At 71.1% G+C, this 24,451-nt stretch carries 21 protein-coding genes; 11 read left to right on the forward strand and 10 right to left on the reverse strand.

Going from position 1 to position 24,451, the window contains the following annotated elements; genetic code table 11:
• Window positions 1-134: 134 nt before the first annotated feature.
• The 4 genes from B5D60_RS08675 to B5D60_RS08690 all read left to right on the forward strand — a co-directional run bounded on the left by B5D60_RS08675 (window position 135) and on the right by B5D60_RS08690 (window position 8,869).
• On the forward strand, window positions 135-3,050 hold the full coding sequence (locus tag B5D60_RS08675) for an NHL repeat-containing protein (protein WP_078699784.1): 2,916 nt from the start codon (window positions 135-137) through the stop codon (window positions 3,048-3,050).
• A 211-nt stretch (window positions 3,051-3,261) separates the two neighbouring features.
• The gene (locus B5D60_RS08680) at window positions 3,262-5,349 is read left to right on the forward strand and encodes a HelD family protein (RefSeq protein ID WP_078699785.1); all 2,088 of its coding nucleotides are present in this window, start codon (window positions 3,262-3,264) and stop codon (window positions 5,347-5,349) included.
• Window positions 5,346-6,863 carry a metallophosphoesterase family protein gene (locus B5D60_RS08685; RefSeq protein WP_078699786.1) on the forward strand — a complete coding sequence of 506 codons (1,518 nt, stop codon included), beginning with the start codon at window positions 5,346-5,348 and terminating at the stop codon, window positions 6,861-6,863. The genes B5D60_RS08680 and B5D60_RS08685 overlap by 4 nt, the downstream gene beginning before the upstream one ends.
• A 134-nt stretch (window positions 6,864-6,997) precedes the next feature.
• Window positions 6,998-8,869, forward strand: coding sequence for an anthranilate synthase family protein (locus tag B5D60_RS08690; RefSeq protein ID WP_078699787.1), 1,872 nt, complete (start codon window positions 6,998-7,000; stop codon window positions 8,867-8,869).
• 7 nt (window positions 8,870-8,876) lie between these two features.
• On the opposite strand, the gene tatC is transcribed toward B5D60_RS08690, so the two are convergent.
• Window positions 8,877-9,692, reverse strand: a complete 816-nt coding sequence (tatC, locus tag B5D60_RS08695) for a twin-arginine translocase subunit TatC (protein WP_153302941.1) — start codon at window positions 9,690-9,692, stop codon at window positions 8,877-8,879.
• A 4-nt stretch (window positions 9,693-9,696) separates the two neighbouring features.
• Window positions 9,697-9,930, reverse strand: a complete 234-nt coding sequence (gene tatA / locus B5D60_RS08700; RefSeq protein ID WP_078699789.1) for a twin-arginine translocase TatA/TatE family subunit — start codon at window positions 9,928-9,930, stop codon at window positions 9,697-9,699.
• Window positions 9,931-10,079: 149 nt separating this feature from the next.
• Between tatA and B5D60_RS08705 the strand changes: the two genes are divergently transcribed.
• The 3 genes from B5D60_RS08705 to B5D60_RS08715 all read left to right on the forward strand — a co-directional run bounded on the left by B5D60_RS08705 (window position 10,080) and on the right by B5D60_RS08715 (window position 13,006).
• Window positions 10,080-10,313, forward strand: coding sequence for a twin-arginine translocase TatA/TatE family subunit (locus tag B5D60_RS08705; protein ID WP_078699790.1), 234 nt, complete (start codon window positions 10,080-10,082; stop codon window positions 10,311-10,313).
• A 354-nt stretch (window positions 10,314-10,667) separates the two neighbouring features.
• Window positions 10,668-12,260 (forward strand): flavin monoamine oxidase family protein, encoded by a 1,593-nt coding sequence (locus B5D60_RS08710; protein ID WP_078699791.1) that lies wholly within the window; start codon window positions 10,668-10,670, stop codon window positions 12,258-12,260.
• Window positions 12,261-12,301: 41 nt separating this feature from the next.
• Window positions 12,302-13,006: a Rid family hydrolase gene (locus B5D60_RS08715; RefSeq protein ID WP_078699792.1), complete on the forward strand. Its 705-nt coding sequence runs from the start codon at window positions 12,302-12,304 to the stop codon at window positions 13,004-13,006.
• Window positions 13,007-13,082: 76 nt separating this feature from the next.
• Here the strand turns inward: B5D60_RS08715 and B5D60_RS08720 are convergent, their stop codons facing one another.
• From B5D60_RS08720 to B5D60_RS08755, 8 genes are all read right to left on the reverse strand, one after another.
• Window positions 13,083-14,462: a S1C family serine protease gene (locus B5D60_RS08720; protein ID WP_078699793.1), complete on the reverse strand. Its 1,380-nt coding sequence runs from the start codon at window positions 14,460-14,462 to the stop codon at window positions 13,083-13,085.
• Between the two features lie 84 nt (window positions 14,463-14,546).
• The gene (locus B5D60_RS08725; RefSeq protein WP_078699794.1) at window positions 14,547-15,947 is read right to left on the reverse strand and encodes a sensor histidine kinase; all 1,401 of its coding nucleotides are present in this window, start codon (window positions 15,945-15,947) and stop codon (window positions 14,547-14,549) included.
• Window positions 15,947-16,639, reverse strand: coding sequence for a response regulator transcription factor (locus B5D60_RS08730; RefSeq protein WP_078699795.1), 693 nt, complete (start codon window positions 16,637-16,639; stop codon window positions 15,947-15,949). Before B5D60_RS08730 ends, B5D60_RS08725 begins: the two co-directional genes overlap by 1 nt.
• 12 nt (window positions 16,640-16,651) lie before the next feature.
• The gene (locus B5D60_RS08735; protein WP_078699796.1) at window positions 16,652-17,521 is read right to left on the reverse strand and encodes a fructosamine kinase family protein; all 870 of its coding nucleotides are present in this window, start codon (window positions 17,519-17,521) and stop codon (window positions 16,652-16,654) included.
• 50 nt (window positions 17,522-17,571) lie between these two features.
• Window positions 17,572-18,117 carry a GNAT family N-acetyltransferase gene (locus B5D60_RS08740; protein WP_231948687.1) on the reverse strand — a complete coding sequence of 182 codons (546 nt, stop codon included), beginning with the start codon at window positions 18,115-18,117 and terminating at the stop codon, window positions 17,572-17,574.
• Complete coding sequence (locus B5D60_RS08745) at window positions 18,114-18,593, reverse strand: low molecular weight protein-tyrosine-phosphatase (RefSeq protein ID WP_078699797.1); 480 nt, start codon at window positions 18,591-18,593, stop codon at window positions 18,114-18,116. Before B5D60_RS08745 ends, B5D60_RS08740 begins: the two co-directional genes overlap by 4 nt.
• Entirely contained in the window at window positions 18,593-18,970 is a 378-nt protein-coding gene (locus tag B5D60_RS08750; protein WP_078699798.1) for a phage holin family protein, read from the reverse strand. The genes B5D60_RS08745 and B5D60_RS08750 overlap by 1 nt, the downstream gene beginning before the upstream one ends.
• A 10-nt stretch (window positions 18,971-18,980) precedes the next feature.
• The gene (locus B5D60_RS08755; protein WP_172806307.1) at window positions 18,981-19,937 is read right to left on the reverse strand and encodes an EamA family transporter; all 957 of its coding nucleotides are present in this window, start codon (window positions 19,935-19,937) and stop codon (window positions 18,981-18,983) included.
• A gap of 64 nt (window positions 19,938-20,001) precedes the next feature.
• Here B5D60_RS08755 and B5D60_RS08760 point away from each other — a divergent pair, with 64 nt between their 5' ends.
• The 4 genes from B5D60_RS08760 to B5D60_RS08775 all read left to right on the forward strand — a co-directional run bounded on the left by B5D60_RS08760 (window position 20,002) and on the right by B5D60_RS08775 (window position 24,406).
• Window positions 20,002-21,051: a histidinol-phosphate transaminase gene (locus B5D60_RS08760; RefSeq protein ID WP_078699800.1), complete on the forward strand. Its 1,050-nt coding sequence runs from the start codon at window positions 20,002-20,004 to the stop codon at window positions 21,049-21,051.
• Between the two features lie 138 nt (window positions 21,052-21,189).
• Complete coding sequence (gene pdhA / locus B5D60_RS08765; RefSeq protein ID WP_078699801.1) at window positions 21,190-22,224, forward strand: pyruvate dehydrogenase (acetyl-transferring) E1 component subunit alpha; 1,035 nt, start codon at window positions 21,190-21,192, stop codon at window positions 22,222-22,224.
• On the forward strand, window positions 22,215-23,174 hold the full coding sequence (locus B5D60_RS08770; protein WP_078699802.1) for an alpha-ketoacid dehydrogenase subunit beta: 960 nt from the start codon (window positions 22,215-22,217) through the stop codon (window positions 23,172-23,174). The genes pdhA and B5D60_RS08770 overlap by 10 nt, the downstream gene beginning before the upstream one ends.
• Window positions 23,174-24,406: a dihydrolipoamide acetyltransferase family protein gene (locus B5D60_RS08775; RefSeq protein WP_078699803.1), complete on the forward strand. Its 1,233-nt coding sequence runs from the start codon at window positions 23,174-23,176 to the stop codon at window positions 24,404-24,406. The genes B5D60_RS08770 and B5D60_RS08775 overlap by 1 nt, the downstream gene beginning before the upstream one ends.
• Window positions 24,407-24,451 lie beyond the last annotated feature (45 nt).

The raw sequence follows: 24,451 nt of genomic DNA on the forward strand, positions 1-24,451 counted from the left end.
CTTACGTCGTCGAGATGGCGGCCACGTCAGCGTAGTGGCGCACGAGTGGCTGATGGTGCGCGAAACGGTAGTCACTTCTGACCACTTGTGTCCGTTCGGCCACCGTCGGGAAAAGTGACACATACGTTTCATCAGTGAACTCACGCCACTCTCGTCACACCACGGCCGCGTCGACGCCCCATCGTGCGCGTCCGCTGTCCCTGCTGCTCGCCCTCGTCGTCGCCCTCGCCGGACTGGTCTTCGTGGCCGCTCCGGCCCAGGCCGCTGACGAGGCGACGTACGTGAAGAGCTTCGGCACATCGGGCCCAGGGCGGGTCGACTACGCCTGGGACGTCGCCGTCGGGCCCGACGGGAACGTCTACGTCGCCGACAGCAACAACTCGCGGGTGCAGGTGTTCACCCAGGACGGCGAATTCGTTCGCACGATCGAGGGGAACATGGGCAACCCTGTGGGGATCGACGTCGATGACGAAGGCGCGGTGTACGTGACCTCGACCGACGGCACGATCACGAAGTTCGAGGCCGATGACACCTTCGTCTTCCAGGTGTCCGCCCATGCCTCGTACTACGGCTACGGGATCGCGGTCGACGACGCATCCGGGCTCATCTATGTCTCGGACCCGCACAACCACCGCGTCGTGAAGCTGGCGGCGGACGGCTCCTACCTGGGCACGTGGGGAGGCCCGGGGTCGGGTCCGGGCCAGTTCTACAACGTGTACGGCATCGCGGTCGACGACGACGGGGTCGTGTACCTGCCGGACTTCGGCAACAACCGCGTCCAGAAGTTCACCTCCGACGGCGACTTCATCTCCGAGGTGACGGTCCCCGGTGGTGGCAGCTTCATGAATCCGATCAAGGTCGACGTCGACTCCGAGGGGCGAATCGCCGTGAGTGACTACAGCCGACCGGGCGCGACGGTGCTGACTGCCGAGGGGGACCTGGTCGCCTCCTGGCGCTCGCACGGGATCGAGGCCAACGAGGGTTACTACGGGGCCGCCGGCATCGCCTTCGGTGCGGACGGCAGCGTGTTCACGACGGACATCGACCGGCCGACGGGTGTGCAGAAGTACCAGCTCGGCGCGGTGTTCACTGCGTTCACGCCGCAGATCACCGGCTCGGGCCGGGTCGGCGACGAGCTGAACGTCTCGGCTTCGACGTCGCCGGAGCCCACTTCTTGGATGTACGCGTGGACGGTCAGTGGCAGCACTGAGGTCCGCTCCGCGGAGGCCACGTTCACGCCGACCGCGGCCGACCGGGGCAAGACCGCCACGGTCGCCGTGACCGCCAAGGGCACCGAGGGCGAGCCCCGCGATCGCACCGTCACCGCGACGAAGGCGATCACCGGCAAGCTCATGGACGCGAGTGCCTTCTCGATGTCCGACTCCACTCCGACCACGCCCCCCACGACGGGCGACGTCCTGACGCTCGAGGTGGACGAGGCGAAGCTGCCCGGGGATGCCTCGGGCACCGTCCGCTGGGGACGACTGGACGACGAGGCGGTCTGCGTCGTCCCGGAGGACGCCACCGCGAGCACGACCCACCCGGTCGTCGATGGTGACGCCGGCGCCGGGCTCTGCGCCCGCGCGGCCTTCGAGGCCTCCGGCTACGAGGACCTCACGGTCACGGTGACCGCTCATGGAAGCGCCGTGGGCACCTTCACCGCCCCGACTCCCACGGTCGACGTCGAGTCGCCCGTGGTCGACGGCATGCTGACCGCCTCGGTCGACCTGGACGACGCGCCCGCGGGCGCCGAGGTCGCGGCCTGGCAGTGGGGCACGCAGGCCGAGGGCGAGTGCACGGCGATCGACGGTGCCGACGAGGCCACCTTCACCCCCGGTGCCGAGGACTTCGAGGACACGCTGTGCGTGACCGTGACGATCAGCGCGCCGCACCACCAGGACGCGAAGGCGACCCTCGTGGTCGGCGCGGTCGGCGCCGGTGCCTTCGGCGAGTCGCCGTCGGTGACGATCCAGGGCTGGGCCCAGGTCGGCACGCAGGTCTCCGCCACGGTCACCGGTGGCGATCCGGCCGATGCCGAGCGCACGTACCAGTGGAACCTCGACGGCGAGCCGATCGAGGGCGCCACGGACGCGACCTACACGCCGAAGGGCGCCCAGCGTGGTCACGACCTCTCCGTCACCGTGACCTCGACGGCGCGCGGCTACGTCGCCGACGTGACGACCTCCGACGAGGTCGAGATCAGCTCGGGCGAGCTGCAGGTGCCCATGCCCCAGCTCAGCTCCGAACACCCGAAGGTGGGCGAGGAGATCTCCCTGTCGATCGACCTGTCCGAGGCGCCCGAGGGCACCGAGGGTCACTGGCAGTGGGGCGTGCAGCAGGACGAGGATTGTGTCGCCATCTCGGGTGCGACGTCGGACTCGTTCACGCCGACCCCGGCGCAGGTCGGCGAGGCGCTGTGCATCGAGGTGGGTGTCACGTCCGAGGGCTATGAGCCCCTGGGCGGGACGTTCACCTTCGAGCACCCGGTCCTGCGCGGCACGCTGCCGGCCATGCGGGGCGTGCTCAGCAGCACGAGCCCGAAGATCGGTGCGACCCTGAAGGCGTCGCTGTTCTCGGGTCCGCTGCCGGAGGGCGCGACGAACACGACCACGTGGGGCTTCGCGCCGGCCGCGGCCGACTGCCGTCCGTCGAAGGCCGCGAGCTCGTACCGCGTCACCGCGGGCCTGTCCGGACGCGTGGTCTGCGCCCGGATCACCGTGGCCGCACCCGGCTACACCGAGTGGTCGACCACCCTGCGGACCAACGTCCTCAAGGAGTCGGCGAAGGTCACGACCTCGCGCGTGACCCTTCGCGGCACGCAGGCGTTCACGGTCCGCGCCCAGGGCCTCGCCCCGGGTCAGCGCTACCGGATCTCGCTGCGGCACCAGATGGTGACCGGCAAGGCCGACTCGTACGGCCGCGTCGTGCGCAAGGTCCGGTACGAGAAGGGCCTGCGGTCGGCGAAGCGGACGATCGTGGTCCGCGGCTTCGACGGCAAGGGCAAGGTCACGTACCTCAAGAAGCTCAAGGTCACGTACCGCGCCCGCTGATTCGCTGGACGCACCCGCGGGCGCCGGCCGACCCCCGTTTGGCGGTCGGCGCCCGCGCGGCGCTTGCGCCGGCCGCGAACGGCCGACGCCCAGGATGAGCGTGGATCGGCCACGTTGATACATGACACAGCCCGAAGCGTGGCGCGAGGGCGTACCGGCTGGTGTCCGGTGCCTAGAATGGAGAGTTCCCCCACGCCACCGAAGGACGTCGATGAGCAAGCCCTCGCCCGATGAACGCGAGCTCCAGCACGAGCAGGCGTATGTCGACACGGTCTACGAACGACTGGAGGAGTCCACCAAGGTGGCCAAGTCGCTCGTCGCCGAGGGGCTGGCACGCGGGCACATCGGCCACGAGGGCGGACTCGTCGAGCGCGACGCGATGGTCTACCAGGCCTCGCGCCGGCTGAGCGCCCTGCACGCCGCGCACGACGGGCTGGTGTTCGGCCGCCTCGACCTCGGCACGGGCGACGCCCGCTACATCGGCCGCATCGGGGTGCGCGACGAGGATCGCGAGATCATCCTCATCGACTGGCGCGCTCCCGCCGCCGCCGTGTTCTACCAGGCCACCGCCCAGGACCCGGCCGGCGTCGTGCGTCGTCGGGTGCTGCGCTGCCGCGGCGACCGCGTGATCGGCATCGAGGACGAGCTGCTCGACGCCGACGCGGCCCCGGACGACATGGTCGTGATCGGCGAGGGCGCCCTGCTGGCGAGCCTGAGCCGGGCCCGCGACAGCTCGATGCACTCGGTCGTCGCCACGATCCAGAAGGAGCAGGACGAGGCCATCCGCGCCCCCGCGCGCGGCGCCACGATCATCGGTGGTGGCCCCGGCACGGGCAAGACCGTCGTCGCGCTGCACCGCGCCGCCTACCTGCTCTACACCGACCGGCGTCGCTTCGAGTCCGGCGGCGTGCTCGTCGTCGGCCCGTCGGGCGTCTTCATGAACTACATCGAGCGGGTGCTGCCCAGCCTCGGCGAGACCAGCGTGGTGCTGCGCTCGATCGGCGAGGTCGTCGACGGCATCCGCGCCACGCAGCACGCCGTGCCCGAGGCCGCCGCCCTGCTCGGCTCGGCCCACATGGCCAAGGCGCTGGCCCGCATCGCCAAGTCCCCGCAGCCGGGGACGCCGAACCGGTTCGACCTGTTCTACCGCGACGACCGGCTCGTGCTCGAGGCGTCCGACCTGGCCCGGCTCCGGCGCAAGGTGCTGTCGAACGGCCTGCCCAACACCACGCTCGCGGTCGTGCGCGAGGAGCTCGTGAAGGCGCTCTGGGAGCGCGTCACCGGCGACCGCGGCCTCGACCGCGGCGAGGAGGCGTTCGCCGACCAGCTCGACGGCGACCTCTCGTTCGAGACCTTCGTCGACGCGTGGTGGCCCGAGCTCGACCCGGTCGAGGTCTGGCGCACCGTCCCGTCCCGCCTCGGCGAGGTGGCCTCCGACCTGTTCACGTCGTTCGAGCAGCAGGTGCTGCGCCGCGAGTGGGCCGACCAGCCCACGATCGAGGACATCCCGCTCATCGACGAGCTGCGGCACCTCCTGGGCGAGGCGCCGGTCCGCACCGAGGACGACTGGGCCACGCCCAAGCAGATGATGAGCTTCGAGGAGCGTGAGCGCGAGGACCGGGTGCACGCCACCGGCAGCATCGAGGACGAGGGCTACGCGCACGTGCTCGTCGACGAGGCGCAGGACCTCTCGCCGATGCAGTGGCGGATGCTCGGCCGTCGCGGTCGCACCGCCAGCTGGACGATCGTCGGCGACGAGGCCCAGTCCTCCTGGCCCGTCCCGGCCGAGTCGGCCGCGGCGCGCGACGAGGCGCTCGGCACGATGCCCGTGCACCGCTTCCGGCTCTCCACGAACTACCGCAACTCCGCCGAGATCTACGAGTTCGCCGCGCGGGTGGCGCGCCAGGCGATCGCCAGTCCCGACCTCGCCGAGGCCGTGCGGCGCACCGGCGTCGACCCGCGCCACGAGGTCGTCGAGGGCGGACGGCTGCTCGACCGTGCCGTCGCCGAGGCCACCGAGATGCTGGCCCAGGTGGAGGGCACGGTCGCCGTGGTGGCCCCCGCGAGCCGGCTCGCCGGGCTGGCCGAGGCCATGCCGAAGGACGAGCGGCTGCGCGTGCTCGACCCGCTCGACACCAAGGGACTCGAGTTCGACGGCGTCGTCCTCGTGGACGCCGACGGGGTCGTGGGCGAGTCCGCCGCGGGCTGGCGCACGCTCTACGTCGTGCTCACCCGGGCGACGCAGCGACTCGTCACCGTCGGCACGAGTCGTTCCTGGCTCGATAGGGTCGACGTGTGAGACGACTCCCTGCCGCGATCGGCCTCGTGCTGGTCGGGTTGGCCGTCGCGGTGCCCGTCGCCGCGACCACGTTCGTCGACACCGAGCGCACCGTCACGATCGGCGCCCACAACGCCACCGCGCGGCCCACGTTCGACGGGCACGTCACGATCGTGGCGGGGCCGCTGCTGCCCGAGCTGCGCATGCCGTCGGACGCGCTGCTGGGCATCGGGGCCGAGGTCGTCCTGCGCGACAGCCCCGACACCGACCTCGAGCGGGTGCTCGCCCAGGACGCGGCGATCGCCAGCCAGCCCGAGGGCGAGATCGCGGCGATGACCTCCGAGATCACGGAGATGGGTCTCGCGGCGCTGCAGCGCGGCCTGGCCGCCGGCGTCATCGCGATGGTCGTGGTCGGCGTCGGCTGGTGGGCGGTCGGCCCGCGCCGGCGGCGCGAGCTGCGCGAGCAGTGGCCGCCCGAGCCGCGCACGGCGCTCGTCGGCGGCGTGCTCGCCGTCGTGGTGCTGGGCGCCGTGATGGCCTACGCCCCCGACCCCGGCACCAAGCGCGAGGTCGCGTGGGTGCCGCTGCGCCAGGAGTTCCCCGAGCTGCCCGACGAGCCGCGGCTCGCGCAGGTGGAGATCTCGCGCGGCGCGGCCACCGCCACCAGCAAGGCCATCGTGCAGGGCGCCCTCGACACGTACGAGGAGTCGCTGGAGTTCTACACGGCGCTGGCCGAGAAGACCAAGGGCGTCCCGGTGCGCGCGCCGGAGGACGGCCAGACCACCGCGCTGGTCGTCACCGACCGCCACAACAACGTGGGCATGGACCCCGTCGCTCGCGAGGTGGCTCGCGCCGCCGACGCGTCGTTCGTGCTGGACCTCGGCGACGACACCTCGAACGGTGCCTCGTGGGAGGCGTTCAGCATCAAGTCGCTGCGCGAGACCTTCGAGGACCTGCCGATCGTCGCGGTCGCGGGCAACCACGACACCGGCCGCTTCATCCAGCGCGAGATGGAGCGCAACGACTTCACCGTGCTCGACGGCGAGCCCACCGAGATCGAGGGCGTGCGCATGCTCGGCGAGAGCGACCCGCGCAGCTCGGGCCTCACGGCCGGCTACAACGGCAACGAGGGCGACAACATCGCCGCCATCGCCGACCAGAGCGAGGCGCTCGCCGAGGCGGCGTGCGAGGACGGCGAGGTCAGCCTTCTGGCCACGCACAGCGCGGCCTCGGCCAAGCAGGCCGTGGCGCAGGGCTGCGTCGACCTCGCGATCAGCGGGCACCTGCACCGCCAGGTGGGGCCCACCAGCACCGAGGGGTCGAACGGCACCTCCACGGAGGTCTCGATCGGCTCCACCGGCGGCGCCGTCTACGCCTTCGCGCTCGGCACCAAGCTGCGCCGGGACGCCCAGGTGGCCGTGCTGACCTTCGAGGCCGGCCGGGTGGTGGGCCTGCAGATCGTCACCTTCAAGCCCGGGAGCGTCATCGAGGTCGGCGACTACACGACCCTGCCCGTCCCGCCGGCCGCCGACTGACCGCTACGCTGTGCGCATGTCGACGACCAGCACCTGGTGGCCCCTCCGCTGAGGAGGACTGTCGACGTACCCACGCCCAGACCCCCACATGGCGGTCTGGGCGTTGCTCGTCCGACCGCGGGAAGAAGACCACGATGACGCAAGACCTCCTCGACGACGTGCTGGCCCAGCCCGCGTTCGCGCTGATCCGCGGGCGCGAGGCCGACCGGGTCGCGCTCATCGGCGGCCCCCGGTCCGACATCGAGCGGCTCGCGGACATCCCGCTGGCCGACGGCCCCGGCCCCGCGTGGGACCACCTCGTGCTCGTGCCGTTCGCGCAGGTCGCCGAGCGCGGCTTCGAGGCGCACCAGGACGGCACACCCCTCTCGGTGATCGAGGCACGCTCGAACCACGACGTCGCCCTCGCGGATCTGCTCGAGGTCCTGCCCGACGGCCCGATCGACCTCGCCGACCGCGGCGGCTTCGAGACCTCCGACGAGGACTACGCGGCCATGGTGCGCCGCATCATCGACGACGAGATCGGCCAGGGCGAGGGTGCGAACCTCGTCATCGGCCGCCGCTACCGCGCCACGGTCGCCGACTGGGACCACACGAAGGCGCTCACCGTGTTCCGCCGCCTGCTGGAGCGCGAGCGCGGTGCCTTCTGGACCTTCTGCATCTTCACCGGCGACCGCTACCTGATCGGGGCGAGCCCCGAGCGGCACGTCAGCCTCGACGACGGCCAGCTGCGGATGAACCCGATCAGCGGCACGTTCCGGATGCGGGGCCTCGAGACCCACGCCGACCGCAAGCGCGAGCTGCTCAAGTTCCTCTCCGACGAGAAGGAGATCTACGAGCTCTTCATGGTCGTGGACGAGGAGCTGAAGATGATGTGCGACCTGTGCCACGAGGGTGGCCTGGTCCTCGGTCCGTACCTCAAGCCGATGAGCCACCTCGTGCACACCGAGTACCTGTTGGCCGGCCGCACCGACCGAGACCCGCGCGAGATCCTGCGCGACTCGATGTTCGCCGCCACGGTGACGGGCAGCCCGGTGGAGAACGCCTGCCGGCTGATCAAGCAGTACGAGCGCCAGGGCCGGGGCTACTACGCCAGCGTGGCGGCGCTCGTCGGCCGCGACGAGAACGGCACGCCGCGCCTCGACGCGCCGATCCTCATCCGCACGGCCGACGTCGACCTCGACGGCAACCTCACGGTCACGGCCGGGGCCACGCTCGTGCGCGACTCCGACGCCGAGTACGAGACGAACGAGACGTGGGCGAAGGCGTCGGGCGTGCTCAGCGCGTTCGGCCTGGTCGCGGCCGCCCCCGAGCCGGTGGAGGGCTTCGACGCGTTCACCCGCGAGGACGACGTGCTCATCGCGCTCGGCTCACGCAACCAGCGACTGAGCCAGTTCTGGCTGAGCGACCAGTCCGGCACCCGCCCCACGCCCACGCTGGAGGGCAAGCGCGTGATCGTGCTCGACGGCGAGGACGACTTCGTCAACATGCTGTCGCACGTCTTCGGCGTGATGGGCATGACCACCGACGTGATCCGCCACGACGAGTGGACCGAGACGGCGCTCGACGGCCACGACCTCGTCGTGGTCGGCCCGGGCCCGGGCGATCCGCGCGACGGCGACGACGCGAAGATCGCCGTCCTGCGCGGGGCGACGCGCCGGCTGCTCGACCGCGGCCAGCCGTTCCTGGCGATCTGCCTGGGCCACCAGACGCTGTGCCACGAGCTCGGCCTCGACCTGGGCTACAAGGACATCGTCTTCCAGGGCACCCAGAGCGCGCTGCCCGTGCTGGATCGCACCGAGACCGTGGGCTTCTACAACACCTTCGTCGGCCGGGTCCCGGAGTCGGGCCTGCCCGAGGGCGTGACGGTGCAGACGGACCCGGCCACCGGTGACATCCACCTGGTGGCCGGCCCGCACTACCGCGGGATCCAGTTCCACGCCGAGTCGGTGCTCACCCAGAACGGCTACGCCATCCTGCGCGATCTCACCGAGGCGCTGCTGGGCTGAGCGATGCTCAGAGCGCGGCGTCCGTGGCCGCCGCGCCCCGCCGCTCGCGCACCCTGACGATCGCCTCGGCGATGCCGTACAGCACGACCATCGGCGTGGCGAGCAACGCCATCGTGACCGGGTCGACCGTGGGTGTGGCGATTCCGGCGAACGCGAAGATGCCGGTGATGATCCACGGCCGGGCATGCACGAGCTGCGGCCCGCTGACCATGCCGAGGCGGTGCAGCATCACGATGACGACCGGCAGCTGCGCAGCGACGGCGAACACCAGCATGATGCGCAGGGAGAAGTCCAGGTAGTCCGCGCCGGTGAGCAGGGACTCGGCGTTCTGGGGGACGAAGCCGACGAGGAACTCGATCGCACGCGGGAGGATCAGGTAGCCGAACCACGCACCGGCGAGGAACAGAGGCGCGCAGATGGCGCTGAGCGTGAGCGCCGCGCGCTTCTCGCCGTGGTGCAGCGCGGGCACGACGTAGGCCCAGATCTGCCAGATCCACCACGGGCTGGACAGCACGAACCCTGCGACGAGCGACACCTTCAGCTGGAACTGGAACGCGCCGCCGATCCCGGTGAAGACGAGGCTGGTGTCGATGCCCTGCTCGGCGAGAACGGGCTTGACATCTGAGTAGGGGGCCACGAGCCAGGTGAAGATCGGCTCGTAGGCGAGCCATGCCACGACGGTTCCCAGGGCCATCGCGATGACGGCTCTGACCGAGCGGCGGCGCAGCTCGCGCAGGTGGTCGGTGAACGTCATCGCCGCGCTGGGCCGCTCCGCGGCCGTGCGGCGTCGAAGCCTGACCCGGAACGTGCCGACGGCGGACAAGGTTTCAGGAACGCAGGGTGGTCGGTTCGGCGACCACCTCGGTCGCGAGCGGATCGACGTCCGATGTCGACCGGGAGTCGGACTTCGCCGTCAGCTCGTCCGGCTCGGTGACCTCGGACTTGAAGATGCGCAGGGCCTGTCCGGTGCCGCGGGCCAGCTCGGGCAGCTTGCGGCCGCCGAAGAGCAGGACCACGACGCCGACGATGATGAGCAGTTCGGTGGGGCCGAGGTGAGGCATGGATTCTCCATCCGTGGTGGGTGTTCCCTAGCCACGCTAACCAGCACCTCGGGCGGGGGGTTTCGATGCCGCGACAATCGCGTGAAACCTGTGTTTCCCGCCCACATCGGCCTTGCGGAGGGCGTAGCGGACCGTGTTAGCGTCACCGCATGTTCGGACTCGGCCCCCTGGAGCTCGCGTTGCTCGCCTTCGTGGCTCTCGTGGTCTTCGGCCCGGAGCGGCTGCCGCACATGGCCCGCACGGCCGGCCGAACGATCCGTGACCTCCGTGAGCACTCGCAGCGGCTGCGCAACGACTTGGAATCCCAGATCGACCTGGACCTGAAGGCCGATCTCGACCTCGACGAGTACTTCTCCACCGACGAGGACGCCCAGCGCCGCTGACCGTCCTGTCGCACGGTCCCGCAGGGTCGCGGTCACGGCCCGGTCTCCCCGCCATGTGACGACGCGTCGTCGCAGTCCCTGGCCGATCCCGGTGCCTCGTCCTGCATGACGTCGGTGTTTCAGCGGTGGATTGGCGCGCGACGGACGCCGAGCGACCACCGTCGCGAACTTTTACTGCAATCCGAGTGAATCTCGTGTCTCGGGTCCAGCCATCACCGGGTAAGTAAGTGTTTACCCGCGCGGTATCCGGGAGTGCCGCGACTGAAACTGCCCCTTCATAACTTCCTTCTCGTCCCGTGGTTGATCTCGGACGACCACTCGCGCAGTCAAAGACCTCGGTCCAGGAGGAAACAGATGCAACAGACACGGAGAGACTTTCTCCAGAAGGTAGGCGTCGCCGGTGGCGCCGGAGTCATGCTCCACACGATGGGCTCGCTGGGCATGACCTCGGCGGCCCACGCCGACACCCCGCCGTTCAACCCGCTCAAGCCCGGTTCGCTGGGACGCCATGGTCGTAAGAGCGTCGTGATCCTCGGCGCTGGCGTCGCGGGCCTCACCGCCGCGTACGAACTGCTCAAGGGCGGCTATGACGTCACGATCCTGGAGGCCAACGAGCGGCCCGGCGGCCGCGCCTGGACCGTCCAGGGTGGCGACAGGGCGACCGACACCGTGGGTCAGACCCAGCGCGCCGGATTCAGCCGGGGCCAGTGGATGAACGCGGGTGCGGGGCGTCTGCCCCAGCACCACATCACGGTCGACTACTGCCGCGAACTGGGGGTCGAGCTCGAGACGTTCGTCAACCAGAACGCCCACGGCTACCTGTGGCGCTCGGGGGATCACAGGTTGTCGGGCCAGGCGATCCGGCACCGCGAGGCCAAGGCCGACACGTACGGCTACGTGGCCGAGCTGCTGGCCAAGGCGACCGACCAGGGTGCGCTCGACCAGTACGTGACGACCGAGGACAAGGAACGCATCATCTCCTTCGCCCGCAGCTTCGGATCGATCGGCCCCAAGGTGCCCGGCGACCCGGCCGCGAGCTTCAAGTACACCGGCAGCGGCCGCCGTGGCTACTCGGTCGAGCCCGGTGTCACCGCCGGTACGCCGACCGCTCCGTTCAGTCTCTCCGACGTGTTCGCCAGCGGCATCGGCAACTACTTCTCCTTCGAGAGCGGCTGGGACCAGGCGATGCAGATGCTCCACCCGAAGGGTGGCATGCAGGCGATCTCCGAGGCGTTCGTCCGTGCCATCGGCCGGCAGCGGGTCAAGTTCGGCGCGCTGGCCACCTCGCTCCAGAACACGGCCAAGGGCGTCGAGGTCGTCTACCAGCAGGGTCACCTCAAGCGCAAGATCGAGGCTGACTTCGCGATCTGCACCGTCCCGCCACAGGTCGCCGCGAAGATCCCCAGCAACCTGCCGACCGAGGTCATCACCGCGCTCCAGGCGCCGACGGTCACGAACGCGGGCAAGATCGGCATCGAGTACTCCCGCCGGTGGTGGGAGCTCGACCACAAGATCTACGGCGGCATCACCAACGCGAACAACGAGCTCGCGAACATGTGGTACCCGAGCGGGGGCTTCCACAGCAAGCGCGGCGTGATGGTCGGCTACTACAACACCGGCTCGAGCGCCAACACCTACGGAGCGCTCACGCCGAAGCAGCGGTTGGCCAAGGCGCTCGAGCAGGGCGCTGAGATCCACGGCGAGGCCTACAAGCAGAACGTCTCCTCGGCCTTCAGCGTCAACTGGGCGACCGTCAAGCACATCGAAGGTGCCTGGGTCGGCTGGCGGTCGCGCACCGACGGCAACTACGACCGCCTGGTCGCTCCGACGAAGAACGTCTACTTCGCCGGTGACTGGCTCTCCCACACGATCGCCTGGCAGCACGGCGGCATCGTGTCGGCGCGCGAGGTCGTCGAGCAGATCCACCAGCGGGTCACGTCCCGATGACGTCGCCCCGTCCTTTCCACTCCACCGTTCAGAGGAGAACCATGTCCAAGCGCAAGATCGGATTCATCGCCGCCGTGATGGCGGTCGTGCTCGTCCCGGGCACCGCTGTCGTCGCCGCATCGGTCAAGCCCGTCCCGCCCAAGCCCGGAACGACGTCCTCCGTGCTGCCTGCAGGCTCGGACAACCCCCAGATCGCGAACGGCGTCGCGATCGGCAAGGACACGCCGACCTACAAGACGAGCGGGCTGGGCCCGTCAGGCTTGAACTCGGCGGCACCCGGCGGTACTCCGGAGCGCTACGTCGACACCGCCATCTTCCCCGGCGGGGTGCTGCCGGAGGGGGTGACGGTGACCGAGGCGCAGGCGATCAACGTCATGCGGCGCATCGGCGAGAACCTGCAGGCCCAGGGCCTGGACTTCGACGACGTCTACGCGATGCGCGTGTTCGTCGCGTCGCCCGACGGCTCGACGGCGGACTTCAACGGGTTCAACCGCGGCTACCGTCAGTACTTCGCGAACACCTCGCTGGCGACCGGCAAGCCGATCGACGTGCGTCTGGGCACCGCGCCGGCCGCTCCGCCGTTCGTCGCGACGGCGGCGCGTCCGTCGCGGTTCATGGTCCAGGTCGCGAACCTGCCGGTGGCCGGCTGGCTGGTCGAGGTCGAGGTCGATGCTGCCTACCCGAAGGAGTCCAAGGGCAAGCCGCGGTACAAGCGCCACGGGAACTGGTGGGGACGTTGGTGGTGATCTGCTCCTCCTGACCTGATCGAGACGAGGCGGGCCCCATCACCGATCGGTGATGGGGCCCGCCTGCGTCAGATGATCAGTTCTGCTGGCGAGCGAGGGCGCCCTCGTCGCTGCCGAGCTCGACGTCGATCTCCTGGGTCTTGTCGCCGCGCAGCACGGTCAGCGTGATCGTGTCGCCCGGCTTGTAGCCCCGCACCGTCGCGACGAGCGCGCCGTTGCTGGAGATCGGGTTGCCGTCGACCTGGGTGACGATGTCGCCGGCCTTGAGGCCCGCCTTCTCGCCGGCGCTGCCCGAGGAGACCTCGCCGATCTCGGCGCCGATCGAGGTCACCTGGTCGTCGCCCGTGGCGTTGCGGACCTGGACGCCGATCTGGGCGTGCTCCACCGTCTGGTCGTCCAGGATCTGCTTGGCGACGTTGTTCACGAGGTTGATTGGGATGGCGAAGCCGAGGCCGACCGAGCCATTGCCGTTGCCGCCGGTGTTGATGGCCGAGTTGATGCCGATGACCTGGCCCTCGAGGTTGACCAGCGGGCCACCGGAGTTGCCGGGGTTGATCGCCGCGTCGGTCTGGATCGCGGGGAACGTGGTGGCGCCGCCGTCGCCGCCGTCGCCGGGGGAGACCGGGCGGTTCAGGGCCGACACGATGCCGGTGGTCACGGTGGACTCCAGGCCGAACGGCGAGCCGATCGCGACGACGGTCTGGCCGACCTTGACGTCCTTGGAGTCGCCGAGGGTCGCGGCCGGGAGGTCGCTGACGCCCTCGGCCTTGATGACGGCGACGTCGGTGGCGACGTCGCGACCGACGATCTCCGCCTTCGCGATCTTGCCGTCGTTGAACGCGACCGTGATGGAGCCGGAGTCGGCGGCGGCCTCGATGACGTGGTTGTTCGTCAGGATGGTGCCGTCCTCGCTGATCACGACGCCGGTGCCGGTGCCGGACTCGCCGCCGCCGGTGACGTTGATCTTCACGGTGGCGGGAAGGACGGCCGTGGCCACGGAGGAGACGTCGCTCTGCGTGCCCGACGAGGACGCGGGACGGTCGAGGGACGTGCCCGTGACCGTGGTGCCCATGCTCGCGTCGTCCTGCATCGCGTCGTAGATCGCGGCGCCGCCGGCGGCGGAGGCGCCCGCCAGCAGGACGATGCCGGTGGCGGCGGCCACGAGGCGTCCGGCACGGCGCTTCTTGCGCGGCTGCGGCGTGGGAGCGGTCCCGTAGTAGGGGGTGGTGGGTCCGCCCGGGTCGCCGGGACCGCCGGCGAAGGTGCGGGTGGGCTCGTTCACGGCCACGGTGGGCTCGGTGTCGGAGGTGGGGGCATCGGCGTACTGCGGACGCTCCTCGGCGCGCGGCTCGGAGAACGGCCAGCCGCTCTCGGCCTGCGCGGGCTGCTGCGGCTCGTGCGGCGACGTCGGGGGCACGTAAGGGCGGTCGGCGTACGGATCACGCTGGTCTGTCATGGTTCAACCTTCCCGCGAGGACCTGAGAATCGCTTGTGAACAGGCTGGAGGTGCGCCCAGAAAGACCTGGAACGCGGCGCATCGTCACGGCTCGTCGAGCGGGACGCTGAACGTGAACGTCGCGCCCCGTCCGGGCTCGGAGGTCACGCCCACGGTGCCGCCGTGGCGGTCGGCAGCACGCCGCACGATGGCCAGGCCGAGCCCGGAGCCGGGCAGCGTGCGAGCCTCGGTGGACCGGTAGAAGCGGTCGAAGACGTGAGGGAGGTCCTCGGCGGCGATGCCCGGTCCCTCGTCGGCCACCGTGACGGAGCCGTGGTGCAGGCGGACCCGGACCGTGCCCCCGGGCGGGCTCCACTTCACGGCGTTGTCGAGCAGGTTGGTCACCGCGCGCTCGAGAAGCAGGCTGTCGCCGATGATCCACGTGGGTTCGAGCAGCACGTCGAAGGTGGCGTTGGAGGCGCGCAGCTCGACCCGCTCGACGGCTCGTCGCACCACGTCGGCGAGGTCGAGCGGCTCGGGGTCGCGGTGCAGCGGCTCGTCGCGAGCCAGCTCGGTCAGGTCGCTCACGAGGGTCGTGAGCTCGTCGAGCTGTGCACCGACGTCGTCCAGCAGCTCGCGGTGGGCGGTGGCGTCGAGCTGCCGCTCGGGCTGGCTGCTGGCCTGGCGCAGCAGGTCGATGTTGGTGCGCAGGCTCGTGAGGGGAGTGCGCAGCTCGTGGCCGGCGTCGGCGATCAGCTGGCGCTCGCGGCGCTGGGCGTCGCCGAGGGCCAGCAGCATCGCGTTGAAGGACCGGGTGAGCCGGGCCAGCTCGTCCTCCTTGCCGCTCACGTGGATCGGTGTGAGCTCGCGGGTGACCGCCACCCGCTCGATGGCGCTGGTGAGGCGTCGCACCGGCCGCAGGCCGTTGCTGGCCACCGCCCAACCCGCCACCCCGGCCAGGATCATGCCCGACAGGGTGGAGAGGATCAGCACGACGGTCAGCCGCTCCAGGGCGCGCCGCGTGGACTCCATCGACTGCGCGAGCATGAACGCCTGTCCCGGACCGGCCTGGACCGCCACCACGCGGTAGGTCACGCCGTCGACGTGGGCGGTGCGGGCCGAGTTCTCCTCGATGCCGAGCGCCACCTCGCGCTCGCGGTTGTCGTAGGGGAACGCGTCGTCGGAGTGGACGAGGAACTCGCCGCCGCCGCTCTTGATCGAGAGCAGCTGGATGCCGGCGAACGCCAGCAGGTTGGCCTCGTCCGGCGTGAGGTTCTGCGGCGTGTACCCGGCGTCCACCGCCTGGTTCGCCCGCTTCAGCATCGAGTCGTCCAGCGCGCCCACGATCTCCTGGCGCACCAGCACGAAGATGCTGATGCTGATGATCGTCAGGACCGTGGCCACCGCCGCCGTCGTCAGCAGGGCGACGCGGCCGGCCAGCGACAGCCGCTTGGTGATCGGCTCGAGCAGCGTGTGGGCGACTGCGTGGACCCGATCGACGAGCATCACGGAGGCGTCTCCCGCAGCACGTAGCCCACGCCCCGGACGGTGTGCAGGAGGCGGGACTCGCCCTCGGCCTCGAGCTTGCGCCGCACATAGCCGACGTAGACCTCGAGCGAGTTCGCGGTGGTGGGGAAGTCGAAGCCCCACACCTCCTCGAGGATGAACGAGCGCTCCAGCACGCGCTTGGGACGCTGCATGAACAGCTCCAGCAGGGCGAACTCGGTGCGCGTCAGCGAGATCGAGCGCTCGCCGCGCCGCACCTCGCGGGTGTTCGGGTCGAGCGTGAGGTCGGCGAACGTGAGCGCGGGCTCGTCGTCGAGCTCGTCGCGCGCCCTGCCGCCCCGTCGCAGCAGGGCGCGCACGCGCGCCAGCAGCTCCTCGAGGGCGAACGGCTTCGTCAGGTAGTCGTCGGCGCCGGCGTCGAGCCCGTCGACCCGGTCGCTGACGGCGTCGCGTGCGGTGAGCACGAGGATCGGTACGTCGTTGCCGGCCGCGCGCAGCGCTCGGGTGGCGTCGAGGCCGCCGAGCCGCGGCATCATCACGTCCATGACGATCGCGTCGGGGCCGGACTGGGCGACCTTCGCCAGCGCCTCGGCACCGTCGCCGGCCACCTCGACCGTGTAGCCGTTGAACTCCAGCGACCGCCGCAGGGAGTCACGCACCGCGCGGTCGTCGTCGACGACGAGGATTCGCATGCCGGGCCGTTCCTATGCCGCGCCGTCGAGCAGGCTCTGGGCGGCGGCCGCCGCGCGGGCCCCGTAGGCGCCGCCGAACATCACGGCGTGGACGAGGAGCGGGTGCAGCTGGTGCAGCGGCACGCGGTCGAGCCAGCCGTCCTGCAGGGGCGCCGCCTCGTGGTAGGCGTCGAGGATGCGCTGCAGGTGGGGCGCGCCGAACAGTGCCAGCATCGCGAGGTCGGTCTCGCGGTGTCCGCCGTGCGCGGCCGGGTCGACGACGTGCACGCCCTCGGTGGACCACACGAGGTTGCCCGACCAGAGGTCGCCGTGCAGCAGCGACGGGGGCTCGGGGTCGGGCGTGAGCGAGGGCAGCCTCTTCATGACCTGCTCGATGACCCGTGCCTGCTCGAGGGAGAGCGAGCCGCGGTCGGCGGCGGCCTTGACGTAGGGCATCACGCGGCGGCTCGCGTAGAACTCCTCCCACGTGGGGGAGGGGCGGTTGGGCAGTGGGGCGAGACCGATCCAGCCGTCGTGCTCGGCGCCGAACCCGCCGATGCCGGAGGCGTGCATGGCCGCGAGACCGCGCCCGAACGACTCGGCCAGGTCGACCGAGGGCTTGGTGGGCTCGACCCAGGCCAGGATGATGCACTCGTCATTGGCGGCCAGGACCTCGGGCACCCTGACGCCGCCCGCCGCACGCAGGCGGCGCAGCCCCTCCGCCTCGGTGGTGAAGAACCCCGCGGGGGCCTGGGGCCGGGTCTTGATGACCCCGGAACGACCGTCGGTCAGCCGCAGCCGCGTGGTGGTGCAGATGTCGCCGCCGGCCACCGACGTGGTCGACACCACGGCGACATCCAGCAGCTTCTCCGCCAGCGCTGCGGTCCCCGCCATTCGTGCCATGTCACTGAACTTACCGGCTGGCGTCCAGTGGATGGACGACAGCGGTCAGGTCACGGAGTCGCCGGATCGCTGAAGACGTTGAAGAGCAGGTGGTCCTGCCAGCGGCCGGCGATCCTCAGATAGTCGGGCGCGACGCCGTAGGGCGTGAAGCCGGCGCGGCGGAGGACCTTCTGCGACGGGACGTTGTGCAGCAGCGTCTCGGCCTGGAGGCGGTGCAGCTCGAGCGTCGTGAAGGCATGGTCGACCGCCTCCCGGGCGGCGCGGGTCGCCAGGCCGCGACCGTTCAGGTCCTCACGGACCCAGTAGCCCAGCGCCGCCGACTGGAGGGCCCCGCGAGTCACGCCGCTGAGCGTGAGGCGGCCGGCCATGTCGCCGTCGGGACCGCAGATCACGAAGGGGACCATGCGTCCCGCCGCGTGCTCGGCGAGGTCGCGCTCGATGCCGGAACGCTGGCTCCCAGGAGTGAAGAACGCGTCGTCGCGCCAGGGCTCCCACGGTGCGAGGAAGGCACGGTTCCTCGACCAGACCTCGGCGAGCTCGTCGGCGTCGTCGGGCGTGACCAGCCGCAGGCAGCCGTCGCCGGGAGGTGGCGTCACGAGCCGTCGGAGAGGTGCCGGACGATCTCGCGCGTGGTGCGCTCCACCATCGCCAGGACCTCGTCGAAGCCCTCGGGCCCGCCGTACCAGGGGTCGGGCACCTCGGCGTCCGGCGTGTCGGCCTCCGGGTCGAACGAGCGGTACATGCGCACCTTGGCGCGCTGCTCGTCGGAGGTGGCCAGTGCCAGCACGTCGGCGCGGTTGGACGAGTCCATCACGAGGATGAGGTCCTGCTCGTCGAACCAGTCGGGCGTGAACGTGCGGGCCCGGTGGCGCGTGGCGTCGTAGCCCGCGGCGGTCAGGGTGGCGGCCGCCCGCTCGTCCATCCGCTGGCCCACGTGCCAGTCGCCGGTGCCCGACGAGGACACCTCGACGTCGTCGACGCCGGCCTGCGCCAGCTGGTGCTCCAGCACGACGTCGGCCATGGGGGAGCGGCAGATGTTGCCCAGGCAGACCAGGGCGACGCGGCGGGGCATCAGTCGATGATCGCCGACAGGATCGACTGGCACACCGAGATGACGATGGCGGCCAGGAACGCCCACCAGAACCCGTCGACGCCGAACTCGACGCCGAACGCCGAGGTGATCCACTCGGTCAGCAGCAGCAGCAGGGCGTTGATGACGACGAGCAGGATGCCGAGCGTCAGGACGATGAACGGCAGCGCGATGAGCTTCACGACCTGGCCCACGAACAGGTGGACGATCGTGAAGACCAGGCCGACGATGGCCAGGGCCAGGACGCGGTTGAGCGTGGTCTCGTCGGCGTCGCCGATGGACATGTGGCTGCCGAGCAGGAGGGCCGCGAGCGCGAGCGCGACGCTGCTGACGAACCAGGAGGACAGGAAGCGTTCCATGCGTCTCACCCTAGAGGGGCGGCGGCAGCTCGTCGGCGGGGACGTGCCGGGCGGTCTGGGCCAGGACGATGCCCGCGAGCACCGCGAGGACGCCGATCACCTGGACCACGTCGAGGGTCTCGGAGAACCACAGCCAGCCCACGATCACCGCGACGACGGGCTCGAGCATGGCCGTCACCGAGGCCTTCGAGCTGGACAGGTCGCGCAGCGAGGCCAGGTACAGGAAGAAGGGCAGCACCGTGCCCAGCAGCACGACCGACGCCATCGCGAGCCAGGCCGGCACGGTGAACTCCGAGAGGCGCCCGAGCATCGAGGCGTCGCTCGCCAGGGCGCTCGTGCCCTCCCAGCCACCGAGGACGTTCATCACGATCGTGCCGATGCCGAATGACCAGACGACGGTGCGCAGGGCGGTCAGCGGCTCGGCCGCCGACGAGGTCAGCTCCTCGCCGAGCAGGAAGTAGGCGGCGAAGCAGACGGCGGCCGCCAGGGCCATCAGCACCCCGATCCCGTCGAGGCTCAGCCCGTCCCAGACCTGTCCCACGAGCGCGAGGCCCAGCAGCGCCAGCGCGATCGCGGGCCACACGCGCGGGTGTACGGGCTCGCGGCGCACGAACCTCACCCACAGCACCACCAGCACCGGCGCGAGGTACTCCAGCAGCAGCGCGACGCCGATCGGCAACCGCATGATCGCGATGTTGTAGGTCCACTGGACGAACGCGACTCCCACGACACCGAGCGCGACGACGAGCAGCAGGTCGCGCCCCCGCGGCCGGCGCAGGGCCGACCGGTCGAACGCGACCGCGATCACGAGGAAGGTCAGGAACGCGAACGTGACGCGGATCGTCGTGTACGTCGCGGTCGGCAGGCCCGCCTCCATCGGGATCCGGGTGACCCCGGCGTTGATCCCGAAGAAGACCGCGGCGGTGACGACGAGCGCGTACCCGCGGCGCACGTGGGACTGGGGCACCGCACGATCATCCCACCGCCGGTCGCGCCGGACCGGACGGCCCGGGCGGTCGTACGCTCGAGCCATGACCGACCCCCGTCCTCGACAGGTGCTGGCCGCCATCCCCGCGTATCGCCCGGGCCGGCCCGCGTTCGCCGAGAGCCACAAGCTCTCCAGCAACGAGAACCCCTTCGAGCCCCTGCCCGGGGTCGTGGAGCGCGCGGCGGAGGGGCTGCTGCGGATGAACCGGTACCCCGACCCGGGCGTCACGGCGCTGGGCGAGGCGCTGGCGGAGCGCACGGGCCTCACGACGGACCACTTCGCGTTCGGCACCGGCTCGGTCTCGGTGCTCTTCGGTCTGCTCGACGCGTGGTGCGGCCCCGGCGACGAGGTCGTCTACCCGTGGCGCTCGTTCGAGGCCTACCCGATCGCGGTGGACCTTCCCGGCGCGACCTCGGTGCGCGTGCCGCTGACGGCCGACCACCGCCACGACCTCCCGGCGATGGCCGACGCGATCACCGACCGTACGAAGGTCGTGCTCGTCTGCACGCCCAACAACCCCACCGGGCCGATCGTCACCGAGACCGAGTTCGAGGCGTTCATGGCGCGCGTCCCGTCGCGCGTGCTCGTGGTGGTGGACGAGGCCTACCTGGAGTTCGTCCGCGACCCCGAGGCGCTCTCGGGCGCCACTGCGCTCGAGCGCCACCCGAACGTCGTGGTGCTGCGCACTTTCTCCAAGGCCTACGGCCTGGCTGGGCTGCGGATCGGCTACTCGATGGCGCACCCCGCGATCACCGAGGCGATCCGCAAGGCGCTGCCGCCGTTCGGCGTCACCGACGTCGCCCAGGCGGCCGCACTGGCCTCCCTCGACGCCATCGACGAGCTGACCGAGCGCGTGGAGGCGATCGTCGCCGAGCGCAGCCGGGTGTTCGACGCGCTGCGCGAGCAGGGCTGGGACGTCCCGGCGACCCACGCGAACTTCGTGTGGCTGCCCCTGGGCGACCGCTCCGCCGAGTTCGCCGACCACGCCCACCCGATCTCGGTGCGCCCCTTCCCCGAGGGCGTCCGCGTCACCATCGGCTCCCCTGAGATCAACGACGCCTTCCTCGCCCGCGCCGCGGCGTTCCGGCGCTGAAGGGGGCGCCGGAGGTCGCGGCCGCCTGATAGCCTCTGAACAGATGTGATGCCTGTCACATCGACGGCCCTACGCTCACCACCCCGAGCCGCGGCCGTGTCACTGGGGCGGTGATCCCGCCCCCGCAAGGAGGCAGTCATGGGCCTACCCATCTCCCAGACCCTGGCGCCCGACGGCGAGCTCGTCGCGGCGCACGACTTCACCCCCGAGGAGCTGCGCGGGTTCCATCGAGACCTCGTGCTCGCCCGGCGCATCGACTCCGAGGCGTTCGCGCTGCAGCGGCACGGCGAGCTGGGCCTGTGGGCCCCGATGCTCGGCCAGGAGGCCGCCCAGATCGGCAGCGGCCGGGCGCTGGCCCCGAACGACTTCGTCTTCCCGTCCTACCGCGAGCACGCCGTCGCGTGGTGCCGCGGACTCGACCCCGCACTGCTGCTCAGCCTGTTCCGCGGCACGAGCCTCGGCGGCTGGGACCCGGCCCGGTACGGGTACGCGCTCCCCGCGATCATCATCGGCGCGCAGACCCTGCACGCGGTGGGCTACGGCATCGGCCTGACCCTGGAGGGCAAGGAGGACGCGGTCGTCGCGTACTTCGGCGACGGCGCCACCAGCCAGGGCGACACGAACGAGGCGTTCGCGTGGGCCGCGTCCTACAACGCTCCGGTCGTCTTCTTCTGCCAGAACAACCACTACGCGATCAGCATCCCGCTCGAGCGCCAGACCCGCGTGCCGATCGCCCAGCGCGCCGCCGGCTTCGGGTTCCCGGGCGTCCGCGTGGACGGCAACGACGTGCTGGCCGTGCACCAGGTCACCACCGAGGCGCTCGCGAAGGCCCGCTCGGGCGGCGGGCCCACCCTCATCGAGGCGATCACCTACCGGATGGGCGCGCACACCACGTCCGACGACCCGAGCCGCTACCGCGACCCGCACGAGGCCGACGAGTGGGCGGAGCGCGATCCGCTGCTGCGCCTGCGGCTCCTGCTCGAGCGCACCGATCCGGGCTTCGCCGAGTTCGACGCCGAGGTCAAGGCCGAGGCCGACGAGCTGGGCGCCCACCTGCGCGAGGTCTGCGGCAACCTGCCCGATCCCGATCTGGCAGACCTCTTCGAGCACGTGTACGCCGACCTGCCACCGGAGCTGGTGGCCCAGCGCGAGGAGGTGCGGTCATGGAGCTGAGCATCGGCAAGGCCCTCAACGCAGGCCTGCGAGCAGCCATGGACGACGACGCCAAGGTCGTCCTGATGGGCGAGGACATCGGCCGTCTCGGCGGTGTCTTCCGGGTCACCGACGGACTGCAGAAGGACTTCGGCGACCAGCGCGTCATGGACACGCCGCTGGCGGAGTCCGCCATCGTCGGCGCGGCGGTCGGCATGGCCTACCGCGGCTTCCGGCCCGTGGTCGAGATCCAGTTCGACGGGTTCGTCTACCCGGCCTACGACCAGATCGTGAACCAGGTGGCGCGCCTGCGCTTCCGCAGCAGCGGCTTCGTGAAGGTCCCGATGGTCATCCGCATCCCCTACGGCGGAGGCATCGGCGCGGTCGAGCACCACTCCGAGAGCCCCGAGGCGCAGTTCGTCCTGACGCCCGGACTCACGGTGGTGACGCCGTCGAACGCGCACGACGCGTTCTGGATGATGCGCCAGGCCATCGCGTCGGACGACCCGGTGATCTTCCTGGAGCCGAAGCAGCGCTACTGGGACACCAGCGAGGTGCGCGACGAGGCGGGCCTGGGCCTGCACGAGAGCCGCGTCGCGCGGCAGGGGGACGACGTGACGGTCGTGGGCTACGGCCCCGTCGTCAAGACGTGTCTCGCCGCCGCGGACGAGGCCGACGCTTCGCTGGAGGTCATCGACCTGCGCTCGCTGTCGCCGCTGGACCTCGGTCCGGTGATGGAGTCGGTCAGGCGCACGGGTCGCGTCGTGGTGGTGCACGAGGCCGCGCGGACCCTCGGCCTCGGCGCCGAGCTCGCCACGCGGATCACGCAGGAGTGCTTCTACTCGCTGGAGGCGCCGGTGCAGCGCGTCACGGGCTACGACATGCCGTACCCGCCGTGCCGCGTGGAGCACGATCACCTGCCGAGTGTCGAGCGGATCCTGGACGCCGTCGACGTCACGGGGGAGTTCTGATGAGCGCGGTCACCAGCGGCGAGTTCCGCCTGCCCGACGTCGGCGAAGGACTCACCGAGGCCGAGATCGTCTCCTGGCACGTCAGCGTCGGCGACGTGATCGAGGTCAACGCGCCGCTGGTCGACATCGAGACGGCCAAGTCGATCGTCGAGCTGCCCAGCCCGTTCGCGGGGCGCGTCGAGGAGCTGCTGGTCTCCGAGGGCGACACCGTCGCCGTGGGGACGCCGATCGTCCGGATCGGGTCCGGCGACGCGTCGGCCTCGGCCCCGGCGGAGGTCGCCGATCGCGAGCCGCCTGCCGAGGTCCCGGAGAAGAAGCTCGAGGTCCTCGTCGGCTACGGCCCCAGCACGGGCCGGCGCCGCACGCGAAACCGTGTCGCCCCCGTGGACGCGGGCGCCTCGCGGGCCTCCGTGCGCGTGCTGGCGAAGCCGCCGGTGCGCAAGCTCGCCAAGGATCTCGGCATCGACCTGACGAAGGTCCCGGCCAGCGGCGACGTGGTGACGCGCGCCGAGGTCGAGGCCTTCGCCCGCGGCCACGGTGCGGACGCCGTGACCGCGGCTCCTGTGACGGGGGTGCGGCGGGCGACGGCCGAGGCGATGATCGCCTCGGTCGCCGTTCCGCAGGCCACGGAGTGGGTCACGGTCGACGTCTCGGCCTCGGTCGACCTGGTCGAGCGGCTCAAGCGCGATCGGCGCTTCGAGGGCGTCCGGGTCACCACGACGCTGCTCACGGCGCGGGCGGTCTGCCTCGCCCTGCGGCGCACGCCCGACCTGCACGCGCGCTGGAACGAGTCGACGATCGACCACCCGGCGTCCGTGGGCCTGGGCATCGCGGCCGCCACCGAGCGCGGCCTGGTCGTCCCGGTCGTGCGCGAGGCGGAGGGGCTGTCGCTGCCCGACCTCGGGCGGGCGATCGACGAGCTCGTGGCCACGGCGCGCGCAGGCCGGATCCAGCCCGACCAGATGTCCGGCGGCACCTTCACGCTGACGAACATCGGCGTGTTCGGGATCGACGGCGGGACGCCGATCCTGCCGCCCGGCCAGTCCGGGATCCTCGCGCTGGGCCAGGTCGCGCGGCGGCCGTGGGTCGTGGGCGACGAGGTCGTACCGCGCTGGGTCACCACCCTGGCGGTCACCTTCGATCATCGCGTGGCCGACGGCGAGCAGGCGTCGAGGTTCCTCGCGGACGTCGCGGCGATCCTCGAGGACCCGGCACTGGCGCTGGCGTTCTGAGACGCTGGCAGTGACGTTCGCGGGGTCGACACGCCGTTGCGTGCC

This window comes from Aeromicrobium choanae (assembly GCF_900167475.1).
Lineage (GTDB): Bacteria > Actinomycetota > Actinomycetes > Propionibacteriales > Nocardioidaceae > Aeromicrobium > Aeromicrobium choanae.

Coding starts and splice junctions, on each gene's coding strand:
- B5D60_RS08745 (WP_078699797.1), bottom strand. CDS start 18,593: ATGCCCCGCCGCGTCGCCCTGGTCTGCCTGGGCAACATCTGCCGCTCC.
- B5D60_RS08775 (WP_078699803.1), top strand. CDS start 23,174: ATGAGCGCGGTCACCAGCGGCGAGTTCCGCCTGCCCGACGTCGGCGAA.
- pdhA (WP_078699801.1), top strand. CDS start 21,190: ATGGGCCTACCCATCTCCCAGACCCTGGCGCCCGACGGCGAGCTCGTC.
- B5D60_RS08735 (WP_078699796.1), bottom strand. CDS start 17,521: ATGGCACGAATGGCGGGGACCGCAGCGCTGGCGGAGAAGCTGCTGGAT.
- B5D60_RS08690 (WP_078699787.1), top strand. CDS start 6,998: ATGACGCAAGACCTCCTCGACGACGTGCTGGCCCAGCCCGCGTTCGCG.
- B5D60_RS08770 (WP_078699802.1), top strand. CDS start 22,215: ATGGAGCTGAGCATCGGCAAGGCCCTCAACGCAGGCCTGCGAGCAGCC.
- B5D60_RS08750 (WP_078699798.1), bottom strand. CDS start 18,970: ATGGAACGCTTCCTGTCCTCCTGGTTCGTCAGCAGCGTCGCGCTCGCG.
- tatA (WP_078699789.1), bottom strand. CDS start 9,930: ATGCCTCACCTCGGCCCCACCGAACTGCTCATCATCGTCGGCGTCGTG.
- B5D60_RS08705 (WP_078699790.1), top strand. CDS start 10,080: ATGTTCGGACTCGGCCCCCTGGAGCTCGCGTTGCTCGCCTTCGTGGCT.
- B5D60_RS08715 (WP_078699792.1), top strand. CDS start 12,302: ATGTCCAAGCGCAAGATCGGATTCATCGCCGCCGTGATGGCGGTCGTG.
- B5D60_RS08760 (WP_078699800.1), top strand. CDS start 20,002: ATGACCGACCCCCGTCCTCGACAGGTGCTGGCCGCCATCCCCGCGTAT.
- B5D60_RS08720 (WP_078699793.1), bottom strand. CDS start 14,462: ATGACAGACCAGCGTGATCCGTACGCCGACCGCCCTTACGTGCCCCCG.
- B5D60_RS08730 (WP_078699795.1), bottom strand. CDS start 16,639: ATGCGAATCCTCGTCGTCGACGACGACCGCGCGGTGCGTGACTCCCTG.
- B5D60_RS08710 (WP_078699791.1), top strand. CDS start 10,668: ATGCAACAGACACGGAGAGACTTTCTCCAGAAGGTAGGCGTCGCCGGT.
- B5D60_RS08725 (WP_078699794.1), bottom strand. CDS start 15,947: ATGCTCGTCGATCGGGTCCACGCAGTCGCCCACACGCTGCTCGAGCCG.
- B5D60_RS08680 (WP_078699785.1), top strand. CDS start 3,262: ATGAGCAAGCCCTCGCCCGATGAACGCGAGCTCCAGCACGAGCAGGCG.